Origin of the sequence: Kordia antarctica, assembly GCF_009901525.1 — a bacterium.
GTDB lineage: Bacteria > Bacteroidota > Bacteroidia > Flavobacteriales > Flavobacteriaceae > Kordia > Kordia antarctica.
In genome coordinates this window covers 3,171,797-3,196,565 of the sequence record NZ_CP019288.1, presented here as the reverse complement: position 1 = coordinate 3,196,565, position 24,769 = coordinate 3,171,797, and the positions used below count along the sequence as shown (strand labels likewise).

Below are 24,769 nucleotides of genomic sequence, written 5' to 3'. Positions count from 1 at the left end.
ATTTTTGGTTATGTACTGAATTTTGAAGAATTATCTTATGGTATTATCACATGGTCCGTTGTTAACACACGTTTTTGCGTCAGTCAGACACTGATCTCCAGGACAACTATAAGAAGTTTCAGAACGTCCTCCACGAATATTTTCTAAAGCAGAAATAGTGCTTTTGCTGAATGCTAATTTGGTTTTACTTTTTTTCATGATATTTATAATTTTTAGTTAAGTAGTAAATATAAGTAAAAACATGCAATTAAAGTATGTGCTTAAGTTGTAATAATACGGTTGTTTTTGTCGAATTTTTCAGGATGTAACGCTTTCAAAGTCGTTACCGTTGAAGCAACAACCGATAATGGCAATACAATTAAAATTCCAATAATCGGAATTAATAAAATAAGCATAAAACCAACTCCGTTTCCAATGGCAATTCCTCTGTTTTTCCGAACAAATTCAATACTTTTTTTATACGGAAAGTAGCGTTCTAACGTATAATCCATGTTTCCAAAACCTGCATAATACGCTTGTATTAAAAAGATTAAGAACAAGAAAATTATTCCAATTAACGGAATGAAACTGAATATAAAAAATGGAATGATCCATAAAATTTCTACGATCAAATTTCGAAAATTTAATCTGATTCCTCTTGCCAATGTTGAGGTTTGCGCTTTGAATCCAGTGGTTTGTTTGCGAACAGTTCCTAAAAGATGCTGTTCTATTTTTTCAGATATTGGACTCATAAACGGCGAAACAATTGCCATGAGTGTATGTTTGAAAATAATGATTCCAACTGCAAGAACGATCAATCCGCCAATAAAATGACTTATCGTCGTAACAGTTTGTTTTCCCCAAGTAAATCCCCAAATACTAGCAATGTAATTTCCAATGTTGTCTGACAAACCATACGCAGTAAAAATGATGAAAATACCAAGCAAAAAACTAATCACGATCGGAATCACAAAAAAGCGCCACAAATTGAGTTTATTCAGTAATGTATATGCTGAAAAATAGGCTTGAATTCCGTTAAATATATCTTTTATCATAAGTCCTAATGTACAATTAATCTATAAAATCTCCTATATCAAAATCGCCTCCGTCACTAGAATTAAAATCAATTTCTATACTATCTAATAGTAATGTGATTTCTTCTGAGAGAGAAGTGAAAAATATTTCTGAAAAATCAAATATATCAAACATTTCAAAATACGTATCACGAGAGATATTTTTATTTTGAATGATTAACGCGTTGATTTTTTCTAATAATTCAAAAGTTAAGTTTTTCAACAAGAAAATATTTCCTTTTAAAAAAGATACTAATTTCAATGCTTGTTCGGGCGATTCTTCAATGATTTGCACAATGTTTTCATCAATTGCAGAAAGATATCGTTGTATTTCATTTTGAACTTTTCTTCCTGAAGTATTTAATCGAAACACATTAAATATGCTGTAAATGAAAGAATTAGAGAATAAATTTTGAATTTTATGTTCTTTGATTACCTGCCGTTTTACTACATGATCTCGTGGCATATCGGTATACACTCTGTGTAAATACGAACGCAAATGAAAGTAACTTGCATTATCAATAATCGTTAGAAAGTATTTTTCAAATTCACTTTTGTAGTATGCGTTGAAATTTTTAGCAGTTTCAACAGTTGTTCGTGTTCTCTTATATGGATCACTTGGATGCAATTGGATATGTTTTTTCTTAATGACCAACACTTTTTTTAATGCTAAATCCATCAAGGTATATCGAATAATATCTTTGAGTTCTATTTTGCTTGGCGCTAATAAAATAGCAGTTGCCGCAGGTTTTAAAACCGATAAATAATTAATCGTTTTTTTGTCAAAATTTAGATTGCCAATAATATTAACAGCGGAAGTATTCATACCGTAAATGTAGCATAAAATAAGGCTCAAAAAAAAATCCGAAGCTAATTAAAGCAACGGATTTTGAGGTTATTTAGGTGCTATGTTTCTATAAATCAAATCCTACTGAAAACAGCCAAACACGATTTTTTGGACTTCCTTCGTCATAAATATCGCCCAATCCTAAATGGTAACGCGCTGATAATGTAAATCCTGAATCTGTTTTAAAACCAGCACCAAAATTTACGCCGTAATCAAAACTATTTGGATCAAATTCTTGAGTTGTATCAAACAAGTTGAAACTGCTGTCAAATTCTTCTTTGTGCGAAATAGCCAACCCAATTTGTGGACCAGTTTCTAAGAAAAAGTTGTCGCTAATATATCCTTTTAGTATGATTGGAAGATTCAAATAATCTAGTTTTTGCGTAAAAGTTCCGCCATTTGCTTCAATTTCATACCCTTGTTGCGAATATAAAAGCTCCAATTGCAATGCGAAGCTTTCACTCAAAAATGATTCTCCGTAGACACCAATATGAAAACCACTACGCTGACTTGTTTCGCCGTCGCCATCAAAACTCACCGCAGCCAAATTGTAACCACCTTTGATTCCAACATTTGCTGTTTTTGAAGTTACATCTTGTGCATTTCCTACTTGAAATGCCATTAAAATAATTCCTAAAGTTAAAATTGTCTTTTTCATTTTCTTGTTGTTTAATGATTTTTAATTTGATTGAATTTATAATTTATTTTCCGCCATTTGCTTGTAAATCCGCAATACATTGTGCGTCTAATTGTGGAGCATTTCCGCCAGAAATCATATTGGAAATTCCTGAACCAGTTTCGGCAGCCCAATACATTAAGCACGAATCTACATCACAATGTTTTGGATGTTCGGCATCTTCATGAGCACTTTGTAATGCGGAACCTAAATTCGTTAATCCTAACAAATGCCCGAACTCATGTTTAATGACTGTTGTTTCCAAAACACTTCTATTTGGTTCAAAAGGTTCGTCACTCAATTCTTGTATCGTTTGCTCATAAATTACAAAAGAAGTATTTCTATAAGCCGTTCCAAGTACAACTCCACTACTTGTATTACTTGCCGAAGGTGCATCTGCAAAAAATACCCAAATCACAACTTCAGAATCACTATTATAATTCATTCGATGAATACTTTCTAAATTCGAAATATCTTCAATTGTATATGAAGTATTTCCTGGCGATTCTATCGCGGTAAGTGTTGTCGAAATTCCATCAGGTTTAAACGTTCGTTCTTGTAAAAAAGAAGTGAAATTATTGACAGCCGTTTGTGACGGTTCAAAACCTTGTACATATACAATTTCAATTGATAAACTTGTATATGTATGGTCTGATAAAATATCATTGGCTGAACTTCCAACCGCTTGTAAATTAGCCGTCGTTGGATTTGGTGTTCCGTTGTTCGTTGGCGTGATGCTTTCATCTTCTGAACAAGCAAAAAATGTGAAACAGATAAGTACTAAGATTCCTTTTTTAAGCATGACAATTATTTTTTAGGATGCAAAATTATTTTAAAAAAGAACAATTGCCAAGTATTTTTTGACAATTGTTCAACCATAGTAACTATGGGCAGGTTCAGGGATAATATTATATGTCAGTCAACACTAAAGTGATGGCGCTATTTACCGTACTACGCAATGAAATTGTAGTCTGAGAAGCACTCATTACTTCCCACGTTTGGTTTAATAATTCAAATGAAGCGTTTCCAGAGAAATTCAACGTTAAGAATACTTCTGTTTCCGAAGTTACTTCGTATGTTCCTTCTACATTTTCAATAGTACTATTGATTATATTTTGCGCTTCAACTGATAAGTCATTTGAAAAATCAATGGTAAACTCTGCATATGCATTTGCTGTGTCAGTACCTGAGTTTACAAACGATTCTACTCTAAATAGTCCGTCTACTAAAATTACTTCTAAATCATCTGCATTGTCGTTTGCTTCGTCTTCTAATTCTTCCACATCTAAGCAGTTTTCAATACTCGATTGTAATTCTAAATCACTGTTGATTGTTGCCGTAGTTTCGTCATTCAAAATCACCGTAATCGGATAGCTTATTGCGTAAAATTCATCATCACCTATGTCATTAACAAAGTTATATAATTGCTCTTCAGATTGTACAGAAATACTTCCAGTTTGGTTCAAAGTAGCATCATAATTTAAGATGGCGATCGGAAACTGAATATCTACACATGAAATTGCATCTTGCGCCGTATTTTGTGCTGTTTCACATTCGTTGATTAATGCTTGATAATCTGCTTCATTCGTAATTGTAACTTCCGTGTAATCACTTAACCTTACTGAGATCGGAAATTGAAACTCAACAGTATCGTTATCCGTATTAAATTGTCCTATAATATTTAGAACTAATTGATAATCTGCTTGCGAAACAATAGAAACTTGCGTTCCGTTTACAGTAGCTGTTACGGGTAATAAAACAGATGAACAAGAAACTCCATCCAAATAATCGTCAAAAGATCCGTCGAACATATTTGTTCTTGCTAAATTTAGAGTTGTTGCAGAATTTGCAGAATTCGTAGTCACATTTGGATTTGGATTATCTCCATTTTCTGAATCAATTGAATCTTGGCATGAAGTTATCATTGCGAATGATACAATAAGGAATGTTAAAAGCTTTAAATTTTTCATAATGATTGTTTTTTTAGTTTGCTATTTTTTGTTTGTAAATAAATTGTTTTTCGTTATTTCGAACTTAAGACAACGCAGCAACTATTTACCCTATGATTTTTTTAATTTTTTTCAAAAAAAATAGCAACCACTTGATAATCAATAATTTATAATACATTAAAATATCATACTTTTGTAAAAGTAAAAATCTAAAAGATAATTTATGCAATCGGAGCACGATAATTTATGTGATGAAGATTACTTTACTAAATTTTATGCTACGTATCTACAAGCTGCGAGTAATTTTGCTTTCTATAAAAGTGGAGACAAAGCAACTTCTATGGATATTATTCAAGAAGCTTTTGTGAAAATTTGGGAGAATTGTGCAAAAATAGATACCTCAAAAGCAAAGACGTATTTATTCACAACCATAAATAATACCTTCTTAAACATTGTTAAACATCAAAAAGTGGTGTTAACATATGAACAAGGTTCCTCGTATATGGATCGCACCAATCAGGATCCTGAATATATCATGCAAGAAAACGAGTTTAAAAAGAAGCTTCAAGCTGCTATTGCAGGTCTAGAAGATAAAGAGCGCGAAGTATTTTTATTAAATAGAATCGAAGGAAAAAAATATAGAGAAATTGCCGAATTATTAGACATTTCTCAAAAAACTGTTGAAAAACGCATGTCATTGGCATTAAAATATTTACGAACTAAAATAGAAGGATTATAATCTATTTCGTTTTTCCGTAGGGTAAACTAAAATAGAGTTGTCTTACATATAGAAAACTACATATGGACAAAGAAAAAGACATATTAAAATGGTTTAATGGAGCGCTTTCCGAAGAAGAAATCAAAAGTTTACACGAAACTGGCGATGTTGATACTTTGGAAAAAATTAATTTCTATGGAGCACAATTTGAGGTGCCTAAACGTGATGTTGAAGCGGCATTAAATGATTTTAAAACAAACTATCTAACAAAAACAAAAAAGGAAGAAACGAAAGTTAGAAAATTAAATATTAGCTTTATCTCTAAAATAGCCGCCGCCGTTTTATTATTAGTTACAGTTTCCTATTTATTACTTTCAAACAATACATTTACGCTAGAAACTTCATTTGCGCAAAACAAACAAATCTCTTTGCCAGATGGCTCAGAAGTAACTTTAAACGCAGGTTCTAAACTATCATATGTCAAAGATTCTTGGGAAAAAGAACGCAACTTAGAATTAGATGGTGAAGCCTTTTTTAAAGTAAGTAAAGGTGAAAAATTTACGGTTCAAATGGACGAAGGAACAGTTCAGGTATTAGGAACACAATTTAATATCAAAGACCGAAAAAATTACTTTGACGTTCAATGTTTCGAAGGAAAAGTAAGCGTAACCTATGGCAAAGAAACGGTTATCTTAACCAAAGGAAAAGCATTCCGAATTGTCAATGAGAAAGATGTAAATGTCTATGACATTACCAGCGAAAATCCTTCGTGGATGCAAAATGAATCTACTTTTGACAGAGTTCCATTATCGCAAGTAATTGAAGAATTAGAGCGTCAATATGATATCGTAATCAAAACAAATGATGTAGATACGACACAATTATACACAGGAACTTTTGCACACAACAACAAAGAATTAGCGTTACAATCTGTGACAATACCGTTGCGAATGACATATACGATTGAAGACAAAAAAGTGATATTTTACAATCATGGCAGTAAATAAAAAGTATCTCTATATTTTATTTTTTGTGATATGCCACTGTTTGATGGCACAAAATACGCAAGAAAAACAGCTGCTAACTGAAGTCATTAGCGCGCTAGAAAAAAAATACGATGTCAAGTTTTCGTATGCGGTAGAAGATTTAGGAAGTATCAAAATACATCCGCCAAACGATTCGCTCAATCTACAAGAAGCCGTTGCGTATTTAAACACACAAACCTTACTGAACTTCAAAATGCTGAATGAACGGTATGTTACGGTTTCTGTGCTAGATAAAAAGATTGACATTTGTGGGTATTTAAAATCTGCAGAAACAAATGACGCGCTTTTTGGCGGAACTATTGCCATTGCTGGCGAAACTAGAGGAAGTACAACTTCTGAAACTGGAAAATTTATACTCAACCAAGTTTCCCCAAACGCACAAATTTTGATCTCTTATTTAGGATACGAATCAAAAACAGTGATTGCAAAAGATATATTTACCACTAGCGATTGTCGTACAATTTCATTAAAACCAATCAATGAAAACTTAGACGAAATAGTGATTGTAAAGTTTCTAACTACTGGACTTCAAAAAATATTGGATGGAAGTACCGTTTTAAACACCAAAGAGTTTGGAATCTTGCCAGGATTGACAGCTCCCGATATTTTACAATCCATTCAAGCCTTACCAGGTGTGGAAAGTGCAAATGAAAGTATTGCAAATATCAATGTACGTGGCGGAACAAATGACCAAAATCTAATGCTTTGGGACGGAATTAAAATGTATCATTCAGGACACTTTTTTGGGTTAATTTCTGCGTACAATCCATACTTAACAGAGAAAGTTACTGTGACCAAAAACGGAACAAGTAGCGAATATAGCGATGGAGTTTCAAGCACGATAAAAATGGAAACTAAAGACAATATTACCAATGAATTTTCAGGTGGTTTTGGATTTGATTTGATAAGTGCAGATGCCTTTTTAGAAATTCCGCTGACTGAAAATTTAGAACTACACGTTTCTGCGAGACGTTCGTATACAGACATTTTCAACACGCCAACATACGACCGCTATTTTGATCGAAGTTTTCAAGATAGCGACATCAATATCAATAGCGATAACATCAATGAAGCAGCAACAACTTCCAACTTTGTATTTAATGATTATTCGGCTAAAATTCTGTATGATTTCAATGAAAATCATCAGTTTCGACTTAGTTTTTTAAGTATTGACAATCAGTTGGATTATATGGAAACAACGACAAATACGTCCGATGAAACTATTTCACGTGTAAGCGAATTGAATCAGTCTAATATTGGAACGAGCGGAAATTGGAAAGCTTCGTGGAGCGATAAATTAAACACAGAATTTTCAGGTTTTTATTCAACATACATGGTTGATGCTGATGATTACAGAGTAGAATCAGATCAGCGATTGACGCAAATTAATGAAGTCATTGAAACTGGAATCAAACTAAAAGCTTCATACAAATGGACCGAAAACATTCGACTAAATGCTGGTTATCAGTTTAACGAAATAGGGATTTTAAACGAAACCAAGGTAAGTTTACCGTTCTTTGAAAGAATCAAAAAAGATGTGTTGCTCAATCATGCTGCATTTGCGGAAGCCGAATATAAAAAGGAGAACACTTACGTGAGATTAGGTTTGCGCGCCAACTATTTTCAGCAGTTTCAAAAATTTCGATTGGAACCTCGAATCAACATTCGACAAAAATTATCTAACCAATTTGCAGTAAAATTTTTAGGAGAATTTAAAAATCAATCAGCAACACAAATTGTAGATTTTCAAGATGATTTCTTAGGTGTGGAAAACCGCCGTTGGATTTTAGCAAATAACGAAAATATTCCAATTGCAGAAAGTATTCAAGGCTCGGCAGGAATTGAATTCAATCATAATAATCTAGTAATAGATGTTACGGGATTTTATAAAAATATAGACGGAATTACGACATCAAGTCAAGGTTTTTATAACGGATTGCAATTTAGCGATGCTACTGGAAGTTATCAATCATATGGGTTGGAATTTTTGGCAAATAAAACAGCTGATGCATATAGCGCTTGGATAAGTTATACACATAGCATAAACGATTATACGTTTGATCAATTTACACCTTCAAAGTTTCCAAACAATGTAGATGCGCGACATTCGGTTTCGGCAGCGTTTAACTATGAATTTATCAAAAATTTAAAAATTTCCGTGGGCGGAATTTGGCGTTCAGGACAACCGTATACAGAACCAATTGAAGGAAATGAAACGGTTCAAAACGGAAACTTTACACAAGTCAATTATGAAGAGCCAAACAGCAGTTTTTTAAACAATTTCAAACGATTAGATGCTTCAATAAGTTACGGATTTAATATTCACAACGATATCAAAGGAACACTAAAAGCAGGCGTTTTAAATATCACAAATGAACGAAATGTGATCAATCGATACTATGAAGTTGATTCCGAAGACAACACCAAAGCAAAACGTGTAGACAATATTTCGCTTCGCATGACGCCGAATGTTAGTTTTCGGGTGAGTTTTTAATTCGCTTTAAGCGGAATTCACATCAATATAAAACCTAAAAAATCCGTTGCTCACTTTCGTAAACAACGGATTCTTCTATATTCTAAAAAAGCTTTTTTTAAACTTTATATTCTTTCACTGCATCAATAAATGCTTTTGCGTGATCTAACGGAATGTTTGGTAAAATTCCATGACCTAAATTCACGATGTATTTATCTTTTCCGAATTCATTAATCATTTGATGCACCATTTTTTTGATTTCCGCAGGCGGAGAAAATAAACGTGTTGGATCAAAATTACCTTGTAATGTAATGTTTCCGCCAGTTAAATAACGTGCATTTCGTGCAGAACATGTCCAGTCGATTCCTAAAGCAGAAGCATTAGATTGTGCCATTTCTTGCAATGCAAACCAACACCCTTTTCCAAAGGCAATTACTGGCGCGTCATCTTTTAAAGCTTCAATAATTTGATTCATATAGTTCCAAGAAAACTCTTGATAATCGGTTGGCGACAACATTCCGCCCCAAGAATCAAATAGTTGAACAGCATTTACGCCAGCTTTTACTTTTTCCTTTAAATATGCAATCGTAGTATCTGTAATTTTTTGTAATAATTGATGCGCCGCAACAGGATTTGTAAAACAAAATTCCTTTGCTTTATCAAAGTTTTTACTTCCTTGACCTTGTACGCAATAGCACAAAATTGTCCACGGCGAACCTGCAAAACCAATTAATGGAATTTCATCATTTAGCAATTCTTTCGTTGCTTTGATGGCTTTGTATACATAATCCAATTCCACAGTAACATTGGGAACAATTACATTATCAACATCTTTTTGAGTACGCACCGGATTTGGTAAATAAGGTCCAAAATTCGGCTTCATTTGCACTTCAATATTCATTGCTTGTGGAATTACCAAAATATCGCAAAACAAAATTGCTGCGTCCATTCCGTAACGACGAATTGGTTGCACCGTAATTTCACTTGCCAATTCTGGAGTTCGGCAACGCGTAAAGAAGTCGTACTTCTTTTTAATTGCCATAAATTCTGGTAAATATCTTCCTGCTTGGCGCATCATCCAAACTGGCGGACGTTCGACCACTTCTCCTTTTAAAGCTCTTAAAAATAAATCGTTCTTTAGCATAATTTTAGTATTGAGTTGTTAGTATTGAGAATTGAGAAAAATTGCGCAATGCTAACATTTACTATTTGTCATTCCTGCGTAGGCAGGAATCAATTTTATTATTTTTTCAGTATTGAGTTGTCAGTATTGAGGATATCTCACTGCTTACTACTAATATCTCAAATCTATTTTTTATTTCAAAGCACTTCTCGATACTAAATTTCTTCGAAATTTCACTCGAAGTGACGATTGGTTTTATTCTCGTATTGAGATTAGAATATCTAAATAATCTCAATTCTCACTACTAACATCTCACATCTAATTTTATTTCAAAGTACTTCTCGATACAAAATTCTTTCATTTCGACTCCGCTCAATGTGCAGAATTTCACTCGAAGTGACGTTACTAATACCTAATACCCAAAACCTAATGCCTATTACACATAGTGCTCATTCACCAACTCAATCACACTCTCCACCGTTGGAACTTTTGCAATACGGACATCTTCAAAATATTGTTTTGCTTCTTTTGCCGTTGTTTCTCCAATACAAAAAGCAATTCCTTTTGCTTTGTTTACCGAAACATAACTTTGTACCGTTGATGGACTGTAAAATAAAATACCTTCTACACTTTCTTGAAGTTTCTCAGCGTCCAACATCGTTTTGTAGGCATGTACTTCGATGACTTCAATGTAGTTTTCTTCCAAAATAGTTGGCAATGCATCCAAACGAATGTCGCTACAAAAATAGGTTACACTTGTTCCGCTAATAAATTCTACTAAATGTTCTGCGAGTTCTTTTGAGTTTCGTGCGGCTTTTACAACGGGACCAATTTTCTGCTCAATGAGTTTTTTGGTACGTCTTCCGACACAATAAATATTTTCAAATTGTAATTCGGCAGCCGAAAAGTTTTGTAATAATGCTGCTACTGCATTTTTACTTGTAATGACTACGTTTTGAATCGGTTTGCGAACAGCTTGCGGTTTAATTCTATTCAAACTAATTTTAATAAAATCGCTACTTTCTGCAACTACTTTTTCATTGAATAACTGTCGTTGTCCTTCTGTTAATAACTTCGTAGAATATACATTCGTTTGACTTCCAGAAGTTTTGATTTCTTCCATCAAACGTTTTCCGCCACGTTCTATAATGTAATCAGCGCAATATTTTGCCAATTCATGATGTTCGCCAAGTTTGTCGTAGCGAGTGATGGTAATTTTCCGCGTTCCATCAACACTCAACAATACAGTTTCCAACGTAACAACTTCTTCTTTTATGTATGCAATTGCGCCAATTGGAGCTGTACAACCGCCTTCTAACAGGTTTAAAAATTTGCGTTCAATTGTGGTACAAATTTCTGTTTCTTCATGATTGATTTCGGCAAGAATCGCTCTAATTTCTTCATCTTCTTCCAACGCTGTCATCATAATTGCGCCTTGTCCTGGTGCAGGAACCATCCATTCGAGATTTACAGCATCTTCTGGTCGGAGATCAATTCTTCCCAATCCAGCGGCAGCGAAAATAGCGCCATTCCAATGTTCGGTATTTTCAAGTTTTTCCAAACGCGTGTTTACATTTCCACGTAAATCTTCAATCGTATGTGTTGGATATCTGTTGAGCCATTGTGCTTTTCGGCGTAAGCTTCCTGTAGCAACGACAGCATGACGCTCTGATAAGAATTCTTCATTCTTCTTAAAAACTAGCGTATCGCGTACATTTCCACGTTTTAAAACCGCAGCTTGCACAATTCCTTTCGGTAAAACTGTTGGAACATCTTTTAGCGAATGCACCGCAATATCAATGTCATTATTCAGCATTGCAATATCTAGCGTACGCGTAAAAATTCCTGTAATTCCGAGTTCGTATAAAGGTTTGTCTAAAATTAAATCTCCAGTAGCTTTTACGGGAATTAATACAGTTTTGTGACCCAAATGCTCTAGTTGCGTTTGTACTACTTTAGCTTGCCACAATGCGAGTTCACTATCTCTAGTCCCGATTCTGATGATTCTACTCATAATGAGTTATTTTCTAATTGAAATACTTTTTGTATAAGTGCTACACTTTCTTCTGAAGTCGTGTTTTCATCTTTAAGATGATTGGCGAATTGTGTAGTTATTTTTTGAATGATTCTGTTACTGATGATTTCAGCTTGAGATTCGTCAAAATCATTTATCTTTTTACGTTGAAAGTTGATTTCAGCATTTTTCATTGCAGTCAATTTTTGCTTTAACGCTTTGATTGTTGGTGCAAATTTTCTAGTTTCTAACCACGCAATAAATTCTGCTTTGACTTCGTTAATGATTCTTTCTGCTTTCGGAATTTGTAATTTTCTTCTTTCTAATGTTTCATCGGTAATTTGCGATAATTCATCTAAATGAATCAATGTTACGTTTTCTAATTCCGTTACATCTTGTGAAACATTGCGAGGAATCGATAAATCCAGAATCAATAATTCTTTGTTTGTATGAATGTCTTTTTTAGAAACTGTTGGTTGTTGCGCGCCAGTGGCAACAATTAGAACATCTGTTTTTTCAATTTCAGTAGTAAGTTCGTTGTAATCTTTTACAATTAAGTTGAACTTTCCAGCAATTCGTTCTGCTTTATTTTTGGTACGATTGATCAAAATAATTTGATCGTTTTTCGTATGTTTTACTAAATTTTCACACGTATTTCTTCCAATTTTTCCAGTTCCAAAGAGTAAGATATTTTTATCAGAAATATTTGTTACATTTTTTAAGATATACTGAACTGAAGCAAAAGCCACCGAAGTTGCTCCTGAAGAAATTTCCGTTTCGTTTTTGATCCGTTTGCTCGCCGTAATCACAGCGTTTACCATACGTTCCATGAAACCATTGATAAGTCCTGCTTTTTGAGAAGCTTTGAATCCTTTTTTTAGTTGTGAAATAATTTCAAAATCACCTAAAATTTGACTGTCCAATCCTGTGCCAACTTTGAATAAGTGTGAAATGGCATCTTTGTTTTTATGAATGTACGCTACTTCTTCAAATTCTTCCGCAGTTCCGTTAGAGTTGTCGCACAATAATTTAATAAATTGACACGGATGTTGTGCAAAACCGTAAATTTCTGTTCGGTTGCACGTAGAAATGATTAATGCGCCATCGCCAATTTCAGTATCGTAAATTGTAGAAAGGATAGAAGCTTTGGCATTATCGGGCAAACTAAATTTTCCGCGAGTGCTTGCATCTGCTTTTTGATAGCTCATGCCTACACAGTAGAAAGAATTTTGTTTTGATATATTGTATTGCTTCATGGGGATTTTTGAAATCGTTAACAAAAGTATCATTCGAGGTTTAATAAAAACAACGCTCAAAGGACTTTTAGTGTCGCTCTAAGTTTTTTAAGTGCATTTCGTATAAAAAACTTGCGAAATGTTGTAAATTTACAGCAAATTAAGGCTTTTTAAGTGGTTTAGTGTAGAATCATTCTAAATAAAGCAAAAACAGGTATTTCTACTTATGGAAGAAAAAAACAACGCTCAAGGAACTTTTCAAGAGACCCAAGTGGAAGAAGGTTTTTATATTTTAAAGCTTCAAAATGAGAGTGATGATACTCAGCAACTTATCCGAGAAATTGACAGTAGTTTTATACAATTTCATTTTTGTATTAAAGGTGAATGCAAGTTCAATTTTAACAACGGACGTTATTCGTTTGATGTGTTGGATGAACATGCGTTGTTGTTGTACAATCCGCAAACCGATTTGCCAATTAATGTGGAAGTAAAGTCCAAAACTTGGTTGATTTCTCTCTTGATTCCGATTAAAAAATTTCATTCGTTGTTTTCGCTCGAAGCAAATTACATTCACTTTTTGAATGCCGATAAGAAAGATAAAAAGTATTATGATAACAAAGAAATTACACCGATAATGGCAGTTGTGTTGAATCAGATGATTAATAACAACATGCACGAATCTATCAAAAAATTATACTTAAAAGGAAAAGCGTACGAATTGCTAAGCTTGTATTTTAACAGAAGTGAAGATGCTGATATTGAGCAATGTCCGTTTTTGGTTGATGAAGAAAATGTATTGAAAATCCGTCGTGCAAAAGATATTGTCATCGCAAATATGGCAGAACCGCCAGGATTGCAAGAATTGGCAAATGAAGTTGGTTTGAATATTAAGAAACTAAAAGAAGGTTTTAAGCAAATTTATGGCGATTCCGTATTCAGCTTTTTGTTTGATTATAAAATGGAATACGCACGAAAACTACTAGAGTCGGGAAGTTATAATGTAAACGAAGTTGGGCATAAAGTTGGCTACAGTACTGCAAGTCACTTTATTGCGGCGTTTAAAAAGAAATATGGAACAACACCGAAGAAGTATATTTTAGCGAGTGTGAATTAGTTTTGATTGAAAGATTTAAGAATTGAAAGATTGAATCATTCCGTTTGCTAGCGCAAGTTTTCAACTTGTGCCGACGCAGAGAATCTTTTAACTTATTTATCGGCACGAGTTGAAAACTTGCACTAGCTGTTTTGTGATTAATTGAAATATTTAATGATTGCAGGATTGAAAACTTTAGTATTTTACGGTTTCTTTCGTCAAGCTGAACCATGTGCTGAACTTGATTCAGTATTGATTCATCTTCTCATAACAGTGAGTCCAATCATAATAAAAAAATCAACAATCGTTAATCGTTAATTATTTTTTGCCACAAATTCACGAATGTTTTTAGTTTGTTTGTCGGCACGAGTTTACTTCGATAAACTCAGCATACGTGAAGTTTTCGCTAGCTTTCGTACTTAAAAAAAGTCTAAGCAAGTCCAACAACCTATCTCCGTCCACTAATTCTTTTTCGCTTCTTATACTTCACCAATTCAATCGCATTATCAAACAATTCATCATCAATTTCATCGCCATAAATTCGTTCGCCACTATAGCTTTTAATTACTAAATAGATTTTCGTATTCAAGGTTGGTTTATTCAAAAATGCGATGTGATATAATTTTGTGCTGTTGTTGTAGCGACTTTCCTTTTTTATTTTGAAAAAGTAAATCGTAATTATTCCATCTTCATTTTCTACAGTTTCAGATTTTACAAATGAAATTGTATCTTTTTCTTCATCAAAACTAACACGACTTAGCAATCGTGCTTTTGCATAGCGTTGTTGTGTTTTTAAAGAATCGGGAACAATGGCAAGTAAATTTTTGTCTGCTAATTCTTTTAATGTAAAAGCCAATGCTTTTGACTCAAAAATGGTTTTATTTTTTAGTTCCTGCGGAATCATTTCGCCATTTTCTGCCAACAATCCCAAATAGGTTGTCAACGCAGTTCGCGCTTCTGTTTTGATTAATTTATTGAAGAAATCCTGAATCTTTTTATCCTTTCGAAACGGAAATAATAATTTCACATAATTACTCAACGCGCTGCTACTTTTATAACTGTAAGAAGTTGATTTTCCTAAGTTTCGTTTGATTTCAATTTTAGCATCATTTAGCAATTGATTTTTATATTTTTTATATATTTTTGGTTTGATGAGACTACTATCGCGGAGTTCTGTTAACAACGAATAAATTGGCGTTTTATATTCTTCAATACTCGAATATTTCAACAATTCAGGAAACAATTCTTTCTTCAGTAATAAATTGTCTTTTCCGGCTTTAAATAAGGTATTTGTGCCTCTAGAATCTAGCGGAAAATCTTTTTCCAACAGCGAAAGCACCAATGTATAGGAAGCTTCATCTTTTTGCGATAATAATGATTTTAAGATTGCTGTTTGCGTTTTTGGTTTATCGTATGCATTCACATATAAGTCTTCAAAAAATGGATGAATTCGTGCATTTTTCAGCTTTCCAAGTGACGTAATTAAGTAGTTTTTGATGTTTTCCCGATCATCTGGAAAATCATGTTCATGTAAGATAGAAATAATCGTGTTTGCGTGTTTGTCTGTAAACTTAATTTTTGCGAACGATTTTAGCACAATGCTATCATTATTTTTGATTCCATCAAAGAAAATTCCTGTTTTATCAGCAAACACATCTTTCCCAAGTAACGTATCTAAAGGAGTGAAAGTTTCGTAAAAATTCTTGACAAAATCAGATGGTTCTGAAATGGAATCTTCTAGCGTAAGCAAGCCAAATAAAACACCTTTTTTTAAGATGTTTTTCATGTAAATTCGCTTTGCGCTCGCCGTATCTTTTATGACATATGTACTGTAAAACATGTTGTCTTTTTCTTCGTATTTTTTATCTTCAATCACAAAACCAAATTTGTAGCCACGCTCCATAGAACTCCACAAACTATCAATGTTATGATACATTTGTAAATCGTGATATTTTATGCGTTTTACAAATATTTTCTCGTTACTTTTTGACGTATACGTAATGTATTTTTTCTCTTGATCGTATGCTTTTTTCTCAGCGCTGTATCTGCTAGAACTGCTCGATCTTGTTGCAGGCTGTTTGGTATTCGTCAATACAGAAAAATGCAATGATGTGTCAATCACTGTTTCGAACTTTTTATACGTTGGTTTTTTTAGTTTGAACGAATTAAAATAAGTCGTTGCTTTTTCTTTATGATCGCCAATATAGCCGAGCAAATAATAGCTTTCGTCTTTTATCACAGTTTTTAAATAAATGTGTTGTTTCGTGATGCTATCTATAATGGCTGACGATTCGTAACTCGTATATGTAGATGCTGTAAACTTGCCGTCAATCTTTTTGATGTCTAAATTTTTATAGAAATTATCATGAATATATTCCGCTTCAAATGCATCTTCTTCAATATAAGAAACGTCGGTGCTGTACACTTCTTTGAAGAAATAATATTGGTCGTTAACTTCGGCTTGTAACAACTTATTTCCAACGTTTTTTGTATTGTCCGAAATAAAATTCGCAGGAAATAAAAACTCATATTTAGTATATTCGGACGTATATGTTTTCATTTCTTCCGTAGAAGAACGAAATTCGATAGAATCAAAAATTTCTTGTTCATATTGCAATACAAAATCCTTCTTTCCAGCAAATTTGATGATGATAATTTCCAAAGGCGTTTTGTAAATATGATACTTTTGGTAATCGCCTTTTGTGGTTTTATTCACAATGCTAAATCCTGGAAACGGACTTGTCAATGGCGTTTTAGAAATAATATCGCCAGGAATATCTTCATATAATAACGGATCAATTTCGTCCAGCGTAATTTTTTCTTCATTCGGAAAATGATCATACGTATTCAGTCGTGTAATCGTTAAATATGCACCATTTGTCATATCGGGCGCTAAGTAAAATTTTTGATCTTTATATACAAATTCGCGAAGTTCATCGAAGGTTTTTATTGTAATAAAACCATCTGGCGTACTATACGTATTCAAATACGGTTTTACGTGTAATTCTTCCAAATCGGCTTTCGCTTTTAGTGCATAATCAGTTTGTTCGGAAGTGAGCGGTTTTACAGTGTAACCTCTATCTTCAAGCATTTGCAACATGCCTTTTTCGCCTGCTAAATGTGCTGCGCCAACGCCTGCAAAAACAGTTTTGTGTTGCATTAATGAATCCATGACAATGACCATATTTTCATTGCGCTTATACAACATATGTTCACGGAAAAACTCCGTATTTGTAGCTGCACCAATAGAATCTAGCAAGTCAATATTTCGGTCTCTATACACGTCTTCTTGTAATGTATATCGGTTTTTATTTTTGAATTTTTTCTGAATCCATTCATCTATTTTCTTCTTTCGCACATTATACGCTGCGCGCGAAGTCAAATACCGAGCTTCTTCAATATTTTCTAAGCTTATAATAGGTTTATTGTTCTTTTTTCCAGCTTGATAAATAAACATATCTAAGTAGGTTTCTTCTTCAAAATCATCTGCGCCAGCTTGTTTTCGGTATAAATATCCGTTGATGATTCTATTATCAAACCGAATAATACTGCGTACAATTATTTTCTTGGAAAACTGCGGATTAAAGTTTAGGCTATAAAAATTTTGTCCGCCTCCATAACTTCTTCTTGCAGACGAGCTAGACATGCTTTCATAATTGTGCGCCAACCAAGTTGTAGGATCGGATTCTAAAGCTACCGTTTCGGCTTCGTTTAACGCTTTAAAAAAAACATCATCTAAGCGAAATGCTACTTTTTTACTTACGTGCATGGTTCCGTATAAAAACGAAGGTTTTTCCATTCCGTTTCCAGAAACCTCCCAAAGAAGACTTTGTTTATTTTCTTGTGAAAAAAGGATAGACGCGTAAAACAGGAATAAAAAGGATATATAAACTCTCATAAAAATAGGTGGAAATTTAATGGTAACTAACATCGGTAATCAGTTTAACAATGAACTTGCTTAAACTGAGTTCAATGTACTAAAGATATAAATTCTTTCGTGTTAATAGAATCATAATACCATTTCTATTTTGATTTCAATGTAGAGATGGTATAAACGTAAAAATGCCTTTTCAATGCCTGTATAGACATTTCCTATGATGTCGTATTCATTTATTAAAGTTAGAATCGTAATTTTGTAATTCGTTAAAAACTGAAAAAAACAAACACATGAAACGAGCATGTTCAAAATTTTATCATTTAAGTAAATGATTCATAGCGAACAGCATGTGACAAGTAAAAAACAATAAAAACAAACACATGAAAGGTGTATTATTGATAAATTTAGGCTCGCCAGATAGCCCAAATCCTAAAGATGTAAAAAAATACTTAGGCGAATTTTTAATGGACAAACGCGTGATTGACGTTCCGTATTTACTTCGTGCGTTTTTAGTAAAAGGAATTATCTTAAATACGCGTCCAAAAAAATCGGCAAAAGCCTATCAAAAAATTTGGTGGGAAGAAGGTTCTCCATTAATTGTTATTTCAGAACGTTTTCATAAAAAAGTACAAGAACGCGCCAAAATTCCTGTTGCATTAGGAATGCGTTACGGTTCTATGAGTATTCAAAAAGGATTGATGGAATTGCAAGAACAAGGCGTTGATGAAGTTTTAGTAGTACCTTTATATCCGCATTATGCAATGTCTTCTTCGGAAACCGTCATCGAAAAAACGAAAGAACAACAACAGAAGCATTTTTCAAACATGAAGTTGACGTTTGTTCCACCATTCTACAAGCATCCAGATTACATTCGTGTGATGTCTGAAAACATAAAATCGCACTTAGAAGGCGTTGATTACGATCATATTTTATTCTCATATCATGGAATTCCTGAGCGGCACATCCGCAAAAGCGATCCAACAAACTCACATTGCAAAATTGATGGAAGTTGTTGCGAAACTGCATCCAAAGCACACGCAACGTGTTACAGACATCAATGTTTTGAAACGACGAAAGAAATTGCAAAATATTTAGACTTGCCAGTAGAAAAACATAGCAACTCATTTCAATCACGTTTAGGTGGCGATCCTTGGTTAAAACCCTATACAGATTTTGAATTTGAGCGTTTTCCAACAGAAGGAAAAAAGAATTTAGTGGTTATTACACCTGCATTTGTATCAGATTGTTTGGAAACATTGGAAGAAATTGCAATGGAAGGAGAAGAGCAATTTAAAGAAGCTGGCGGAGAAGAATACAAACACATTCCTTGCTTAAATGACAGCGACGATTGGGTAAAAGTAATGACACGTTGGATTAACGAATGGAGCGTAACTTCTAAAGAGGAAGTTACCGCTTAATGGCACACAAAGCTTCTGCCGAACTTGGCAACGCACCGATTGGGAAATTACTTATTTCGCAAGCACTTCCTGCTTCCATAGGAATTTTGGTGATGTCGCTAAACATGGTGGTAGATACCATTTTTGTTGGACAATGGATTGGTCCGATGGCGATTGCAGGAATTACCGTTGTAGTTCCACTTACCTTTTTAATTGCTTCCATTGGAATGGCGATTGGAGTTGGTGGCGCGTCCATCATTTCCCGTGCGTTAGGTTCTGACGATCAAGACAAAGCGCAACGCGTTTTTGGAAATCAAATTGTGATGTCGTTTGGTTTATCGGTTTTCTTTGTCATTGTTGGATTGATTTTTAAAGAAGAAGCTTTGGCACTTTTTGGTGCGAATGGTAAAATTCTCGGTCCAGCCGAAATATACTATTCAATAATTATGTATTGCATTCCGTTTTTAGCCTTGTGCATGACGGGAAATCCTGTAGTTCGTGCAGAAGGAAAACCAAAATTTGCAATGATCGCGTTGATTCTTCCTGCAATTGGAAACATCTTCTGCGATTACTTATTTATCAATGTGTTGGGTTATGGAATGGCTGGCGCGGCTTGGGCAACCTGTATCTCATACTTTATCTGTTTTGTATTTATCTATTGGTTTTTCTTCTCAAAACATAGCGAACTCAAAATACGATTAAAATGTTTTAAATTGGAACGCAAAATCGTTAAAGAAATTACAGAACTCGGCGGCGTAACGTTGGCGCGACAAGGAATGGTGAGTATTTTGTCTATCATTCTAAATCATACCTTATTTATGTATGGTGGCGAAACTTCTGTGACTATGTATGGAATTATTAGTAGAATGTTGATGTTTGCGTTATTTCCAGTCATGGGAATTTCCCAAGGATTTCTGCCAATTGCAGGGTTTAATTACGGAGCAGGAAAATATCAGCGTGTGCGCGAAAGTATCAATATTTCTATAAAATACGGAACAGGATTGGCACTTGCGATCTTTGCAATTATCATGTTTTTTCCTGAACAAATTGTTTCCGTTTTCACGGATGATGAAGTCATTTTACGCGATACGCCAAGTGCATTGCGTTGGGTTTTCTTAGTCACGCCATTAATTGCGGTACAAATGATTGGATCTGGATATTTTCAAGCCATTGGAAAAGCGATTCCAGCGCTATTATTGACACTCACAAAACAAGGATTCTTCCTCATTCCGTTGATTCTAATATTACCACAATACTTCGGCATTTTTGGTGTTTGGGTTGCGTTTCCAATTGCCGATTTGTTATCAACCATTCTTACAGGATTCTATCTTAATAGAGAAGTTAAACGAAATTTGAAAACGGCGTTATAAAATCTTAAATGCTAAATGTTGAATTTTAAATTAAAAAGCATTTCTCGATACAAATTTGTTTCACAAATTCACTCGAAATGACGCTATGAATGAAATTTTAAATATAAAATAGTTTATAAGTTTAACCAGCAACCAGCAACGCCAAAACTCACAAAAAAGCCTAAATACTAGCAAGCAAAAAAGAATATCCTTATTTTTAATACCTCAAACTAAACCAACCCATAAAATGCGATTTTTAACCTTATTAGCCGTGTTACTACTTACGGTAGGAACTTCCTTTGAAACACAAGCACAAACCTTTAACGAAGATTATTATAAAAACGTAGAATACCGATTAGTCGGACCATTTCGTGGCGGAAGAAGTGCTGCAGTAACTGGCGTTCCGAACAAACCAAACTTATTCTATTTTGGCGCAACAGGCGGCGGCGTTTGGAAAACTACCAATGGCGGACGGAGTTGGGAAAATATTTCGGATGGTTATTTTGGCGGAAGTATTGGTTCGATTACAGTTTCTAAAAGTGACCCGAATGTTATGTATGTTGGCGGCGGAGAAAAAACCGTGCGCGGAAATGTATCTTCAGGATATGGAGTTTGGAAAAGTGTCGATGCAGGAAAAACATGGACAGACGCTGGTTTAAAAAACTCAAGACACATTCCAAGAATGGCGGTTCATCCAACAAATTCAGATATTGTATATGCTGGCGTGATGGGAAATTTATACAAACCAACACAAGAAAGAGGCGTTTATAAAAGTATCGATGGCGGAAAAACATGGAAGAAAACACTCTTCGCAAATGAAAATGCTGGCGTTGTAGATTTATTGATAGATCCAACAAATCCGAGAATTTTATACGCGTCAACTTGGCGAATTCGTAGAACTCCATATAGTTTGAGTTCTGGTGGCGAAGGTTCGGCATTATGGAAAAGTACAGATAGTGGCGAAACGTGGACAGAGATTTCAAAACATAAAGGATTTCCAACAGATACCTTAGGAATTATTGGCGTAACGGTTTCTCCACTCAACAATCAACGTGTTTGGGCAATTGTTGAAAATAAAGAAAAAGGCGGATTATATAGAAGTGATGATGGCGGCGAAACGTGGAATCAAGTGAATAGTGAACGTAAATTGCGTCAACGCGCTTGGTATTACACACGTTTATATGCGGATACGGAAAACGTAGATGTTGTCTATGTATTGAATGTTCGGTATCATAAAAGCACCGATGGCGGAAGAACATTTAGTACGTACAATGCGCCACATGGCGATCACCATGATTTATGGATTGCGCCCGAAAATCCAAAACGGATGATTATTGGCGATGATGGCGGCGCACAAGTTACCTATGATGGCGGCGAAACGTGGAGCACATATCACAATCAGCCAACATCGCAATTTTACAGGGTAACTACAGATACTAGTTTTCCATACAGAATTTATGTAGCACAACAAGATAATTCTACGATTCGAATTCCGCATAGAACTGACGGACGTTCTATTTCGGATGACGATTGGGAAAGTACCGCAGGTGGCGAATCAGCTCATATTGCCGTCGATCCAAAAGATAATGACATTGTATATGGTGGAAGTTATGACGGTTTTCTTACCCGAAAAAATCACAGAACAGGAACGGTAAGAGCCATTAATGTTTGGCCAGATAATCCGATGGGACATGGCGCAGAAGGTATGAAATATCGCTTTCAGTGGAATTTTCCAATTCTATTTTCAAAACACAATCCGAATAAATTATATACATTTTCAAATCGTGTGCATGTGACGGAAAATGAAGGACAATCTTGGGAAATTATTAGTCCAGATTTAACTCGAAATGATCCAGAGAAACTAAAATCTTCAGGTGGACCAATTACACAGGATAACACTTCCGTAGAATATTATTGCACCATATTTGCTGCACAAGAATCGTCAGTAAAAGAAGGTTTACTTTGGGTTGGAAGCGACGACGGATTGCTTCACGTTACGCAAGATGGCGGACAAACCTGGAACAATGTTACGCCAAACGGAATGCCAGAATGGATGATGATTAATAGCATTGAGCCAAGTGCATTTGATGCTGGAACGTGTTATATAGCTGGAACAAAATATAAAACAGGCGATTTTGCTCCATATTTATATAAAACAACAGATTACGGAAAAACGTGGACAAAAATTACCAACGGAATCAACGCAGAACATTTCACGCGTGTTGTGCGTGAAGACCCAAAACGCAAAGGTTTGTTATATGCTGGAACAGAAACTGGCATGTATATTTCGTTCAACGATGGGAAAAACTGGCAATCGTTTCAGTTGAATCTTCCCATTGTTCCAATTACAGATTTAACTATAAAAGACAACAATTTAATCGTTGCCACACAAGGTAGAAGTTTATGGATTATTGATGATTTAACTGTGATTCATCAACAATATACTATTACAAAAAATTCAAATATTCTGTACACACCAAAAGATACCTACAGAATGCGTGGCGGTTCCCGAAAAGGAAGTAAAACTGACGGAACAAATCATCCGAATGGTGTGATGACGTATTTCTATTTGAATGATTTTGATGAAAAAGCTGAGGTTTCGTTAACATATTCTGACGCAAGTGGAAAAATTATTAAAACATTCAGCACAAAAAATAAAGAGAAAGATAAGCTTGAAGTTGAAAAAGGAGCGAATCAGTTTGTGTGGAATATGTCGTACAAAGGAACTGAAAAGCTCAAAGGAATGATTTTGTGGTGGGCAAGTTTGGAAGGTCCGAAAGCAATTCCTGGTGATTATAAAGTGAAATTAACGGTTAAAAAGGATAGTATCAATAAAGTTGAACTTACAAAACCATTTACAATTGTAGCAGATCCAAGAGCAGAAAGTACGTTGGCAGATATGCAAAAGCAATTTGATTTTATCAAAGATGTTAACGAAACGATGGATAATGCACATAAATCGATTAAAAAAATTAGAAAGATTAATGGAAAATTGAGTTCTTTTGCAGCGCAATATAAAGATGACGAAAACGTGAAAGAATTGGTAGATAAAGCCAATGAGTTAAAGAAAAAATTCACGACGATTGAAGAAGCTTTGTATCAAACAAAAAATAGAAGTGGACAAGATCCGTTGAATTTCCCAATTCGTTTAACGAACAAATTAGGACACTTAAATTCATTGGTAAGTATGGGCGATTTTGCGCCAACCGAGCAAGATATTGCCGTAAAAAATGAATTATCGCAACAAATTAATCAACAATTGAACACATTCAATAATTTGGTAGACACTGAAATTAAAGCATTTAACGAAGCATTTAATACGAAAAAACTAAACTATCTATTTATAGAAGACTAAATGGAATACGATTATATAAAATCATTACACCTGATTTTTGTAGTAACTTGGTTTGCAGGATTATTTTATATTCCACGGCTATTTGTGTATCAAATAGAAGCGTTTCATAAACCTTCGCCAGAAAAAGAAATCTTAGGAAAACAACTCAAATTAATGGCAAAACGCTTGTGGTTTATTATCACGTGGCCTTCAGCAATTTTGGCAACAATCTTTGCAATTTGGTTGTTAATTTTAAGACCTTTTTGGCTTGAGCAATCTTGGATGCATGTAAAACTTGCGTTTGTATTTTTGTTATTTCTGTATCAGTTTAAAACACATCAAATGTTCACCCAATTGCAACGTGATGAGGTAAAATATACGTCTAATTTTATGCGAATTTGGAACGAAGGCGCGACTTTTATTCTATTTGCGGTTGTGTTTTTGGTCATCTTAAAAAGTGCTATCAATTGGATTTTTGGTGTAATTGGAATTTTTGTATTAGGAATAGTGCTTATGTTAGGATTTAAGCTATATAAACGCATTCGCACGAAAAACCCAGAAGCATAATATTGGCTTGATTATTGAG

At 34.3% G+C, this 24,769-nt stretch carries 18 protein-coding genes; 8 read left to right on the top strand and 10 right to left on the bottom strand.

Annotated features, from left to right (window positions below; genetic code table 11):
• Window positions 1-30: 30 nt before the first annotated feature.
• From IMCC3317_RS13265 to IMCC3317_RS13240, 6 genes are all read right to left on the bottom strand, one after another.
• Window positions 31-198 carry a hypothetical protein gene (locus tag IMCC3317_RS13265; protein WP_160129982.1) on the bottom strand — a complete coding sequence of 56 codons (168 nt, stop codon included), beginning with the start codon at window positions 196-198 and terminating at the stop codon, window positions 31-33.
• 62 nt (window positions 199-260) lie between these two features.
• On the bottom strand, window positions 261-1,034 hold the full coding sequence (locus IMCC3317_RS13260; RefSeq protein WP_160129981.1) for an EI24 domain-containing protein: 774 nt from the start codon (window positions 1,032-1,034) through the stop codon (window positions 261-263).
• Between the two features lie 16 nt (window positions 1,035-1,050).
• The gene (locus IMCC3317_RS13255) at window positions 1,051-1,878 is read right to left on the bottom strand and encodes a hypothetical protein (protein WP_160129980.1); all 828 of its coding nucleotides are present in this window, start codon (window positions 1,876-1,878) and stop codon (window positions 1,051-1,053) included.
• 88 nt (window positions 1,879-1,966) lie between these two features.
• Window positions 1,967-2,557 (bottom strand): porin family protein, encoded by a 591-nt coding sequence (locus tag IMCC3317_RS13250; RefSeq protein ID WP_160129979.1) that lies wholly within the window; start codon window positions 2,555-2,557, stop codon window positions 1,967-1,969.
• Between the two features lie 43 nt (window positions 2,558-2,600).
• Window positions 2,601-3,377, bottom strand: coding sequence for a membrane metalloprotease (locus IMCC3317_RS13245; RefSeq protein ID WP_160129978.1), 777 nt, complete (start codon window positions 3,375-3,377; stop codon window positions 2,601-2,603).
• A 106-nt stretch (window positions 3,378-3,483) separates the two neighbouring features.
• Complete coding sequence (locus IMCC3317_RS13240; RefSeq protein ID WP_160129977.1) at window positions 3,484-4,545, bottom strand: hypothetical protein; 1,062 nt, start codon at window positions 4,543-4,545, stop codon at window positions 3,484-3,486.
• A 202-nt stretch (window positions 4,546-4,747) separates the two neighbouring features.
• On the opposite strand from IMCC3317_RS13240, the gene IMCC3317_RS13235 reads away from it, so the two are divergent.
• From IMCC3317_RS13235 to IMCC3317_RS13225, 3 genes are all read left to right on the top strand, one after another.
• Window positions 4,748-5,263: an RNA polymerase sigma factor gene (locus IMCC3317_RS13235; RefSeq protein WP_160129976.1), complete on the top strand. Its 516-nt coding sequence runs from the start codon at window positions 4,748-4,750 to the stop codon at window positions 5,261-5,263.
• A gap of 62 nt (window positions 5,264-5,325) precedes the next feature.
• Entirely contained in the window at window positions 5,326-6,249 is a 924-nt protein-coding gene (locus tag IMCC3317_RS13230) for a FecR family protein (protein ID WP_160129975.1), read from the top strand.
• Between the two features lie 43 nt (window positions 6,250-6,292).
• Window positions 6,293-8,782: a TonB-dependent receptor gene (locus IMCC3317_RS13225; RefSeq protein ID WP_228054791.1), complete on the top strand. Its 2,490-nt coding sequence runs from the start codon at window positions 6,293-6,295 to the stop codon at window positions 8,780-8,782.
• 97 nt (window positions 8,783-8,879) lie between these two features.
• Here the strand turns inward: IMCC3317_RS13225 and hemE are convergent, their stop codons facing one another.
• The 3 genes from hemE to hemA all read right to left on the bottom strand — a co-directional run bounded on the left by hemE (window position 8,880) and on the right by hemA (window position 13,154).
• Entirely contained in the window at window positions 8,880-9,905 is a 1,026-nt protein-coding gene (gene hemE / locus IMCC3317_RS13220) for a uroporphyrinogen decarboxylase (protein WP_160129973.1), read from the bottom strand.
• A 415-nt stretch (window positions 9,906-10,320) separates the two neighbouring features.
• Window positions 10,321-11,898, bottom strand: coding sequence for a hydroxymethylbilane synthase (gene hemC, locus IMCC3317_RS13215; RefSeq protein ID WP_160129972.1), 1,578 nt, complete (start codon window positions 11,896-11,898; stop codon window positions 10,321-10,323).
• Window positions 11,895-13,154, bottom strand: a complete 1,260-nt coding sequence (gene hemA / locus IMCC3317_RS13210) for a glutamyl-tRNA reductase (RefSeq protein WP_160129971.1) — start codon at window positions 13,152-13,154, stop codon at window positions 11,895-11,897. The genes hemC and hemA overlap by 4 nt, the downstream gene beginning before the upstream one ends.
• Window positions 13,155-13,359: 205 nt before the next feature.
• Between hemA and IMCC3317_RS13205 the strand changes: the two genes are divergently transcribed.
• The gene (locus IMCC3317_RS13205; protein ID WP_160129970.1) at window positions 13,360-14,247 is read left to right on the top strand and encodes a helix-turn-helix domain-containing protein; all 888 of its coding nucleotides are present in this window, start codon (window positions 13,360-13,362) and stop codon (window positions 14,245-14,247) included.
• 427 nt (window positions 14,248-14,674) lie between these two features.
• Here the strand turns inward: IMCC3317_RS13205 and IMCC3317_RS13200 are convergent, their stop codons facing one another.
• Window positions 14,675-18,124: a TraB/GumN family protein gene (locus IMCC3317_RS13200; protein WP_160129969.1), complete on the bottom strand. Its 3,450-nt coding sequence runs from the start codon at window positions 18,122-18,124 to the stop codon at window positions 14,675-14,677.
• A gap of 359 nt (window positions 18,125-18,483) precedes the next feature.
• On the opposite strand from IMCC3317_RS13200, the gene hemH reads away from it, so the two are divergent.
• The 4 genes from hemH to IMCC3317_RS13180 all read left to right on the top strand — a co-directional run bounded on the left by hemH (window position 18,484) and on the right by IMCC3317_RS13180 (window position 24,750).
• Complete coding sequence (gene hemH / locus IMCC3317_RS13195) at window positions 18,484-19,521, top strand: ferrochelatase (RefSeq protein ID WP_160129968.1); 1,038 nt, start codon at window positions 18,484-18,486, stop codon at window positions 19,519-19,521.
• Window positions 19,521-20,870, top strand: coding sequence for an MATE family efflux transporter (locus tag IMCC3317_RS13190; RefSeq protein ID WP_160129967.1), 1,350 nt, complete (start codon window positions 19,521-19,523; stop codon window positions 20,868-20,870). Before hemH ends, IMCC3317_RS13190 begins: the two co-directional genes overlap by 1 nt.
• A gap of 226 nt (window positions 20,871-21,096) precedes the next feature.
• On the top strand, window positions 21,097-24,204 hold the full coding sequence (locus IMCC3317_RS13185; RefSeq protein WP_160129966.1) for a WD40/YVTN/BNR-like repeat-containing protein: 3,108 nt from the start codon (window positions 21,097-21,099) through the stop codon (window positions 24,202-24,204).
• Window positions 24,205-24,750 carry a CopD family protein gene (locus IMCC3317_RS13180; RefSeq protein WP_160129965.1) on the top strand — a complete coding sequence of 182 codons (546 nt, stop codon included), beginning with the start codon at window positions 24,205-24,207 and terminating at the stop codon, window positions 24,748-24,750.
• The last annotated feature ends 19 nt before the right edge of the window (window positions 24,751-24,769 follow it).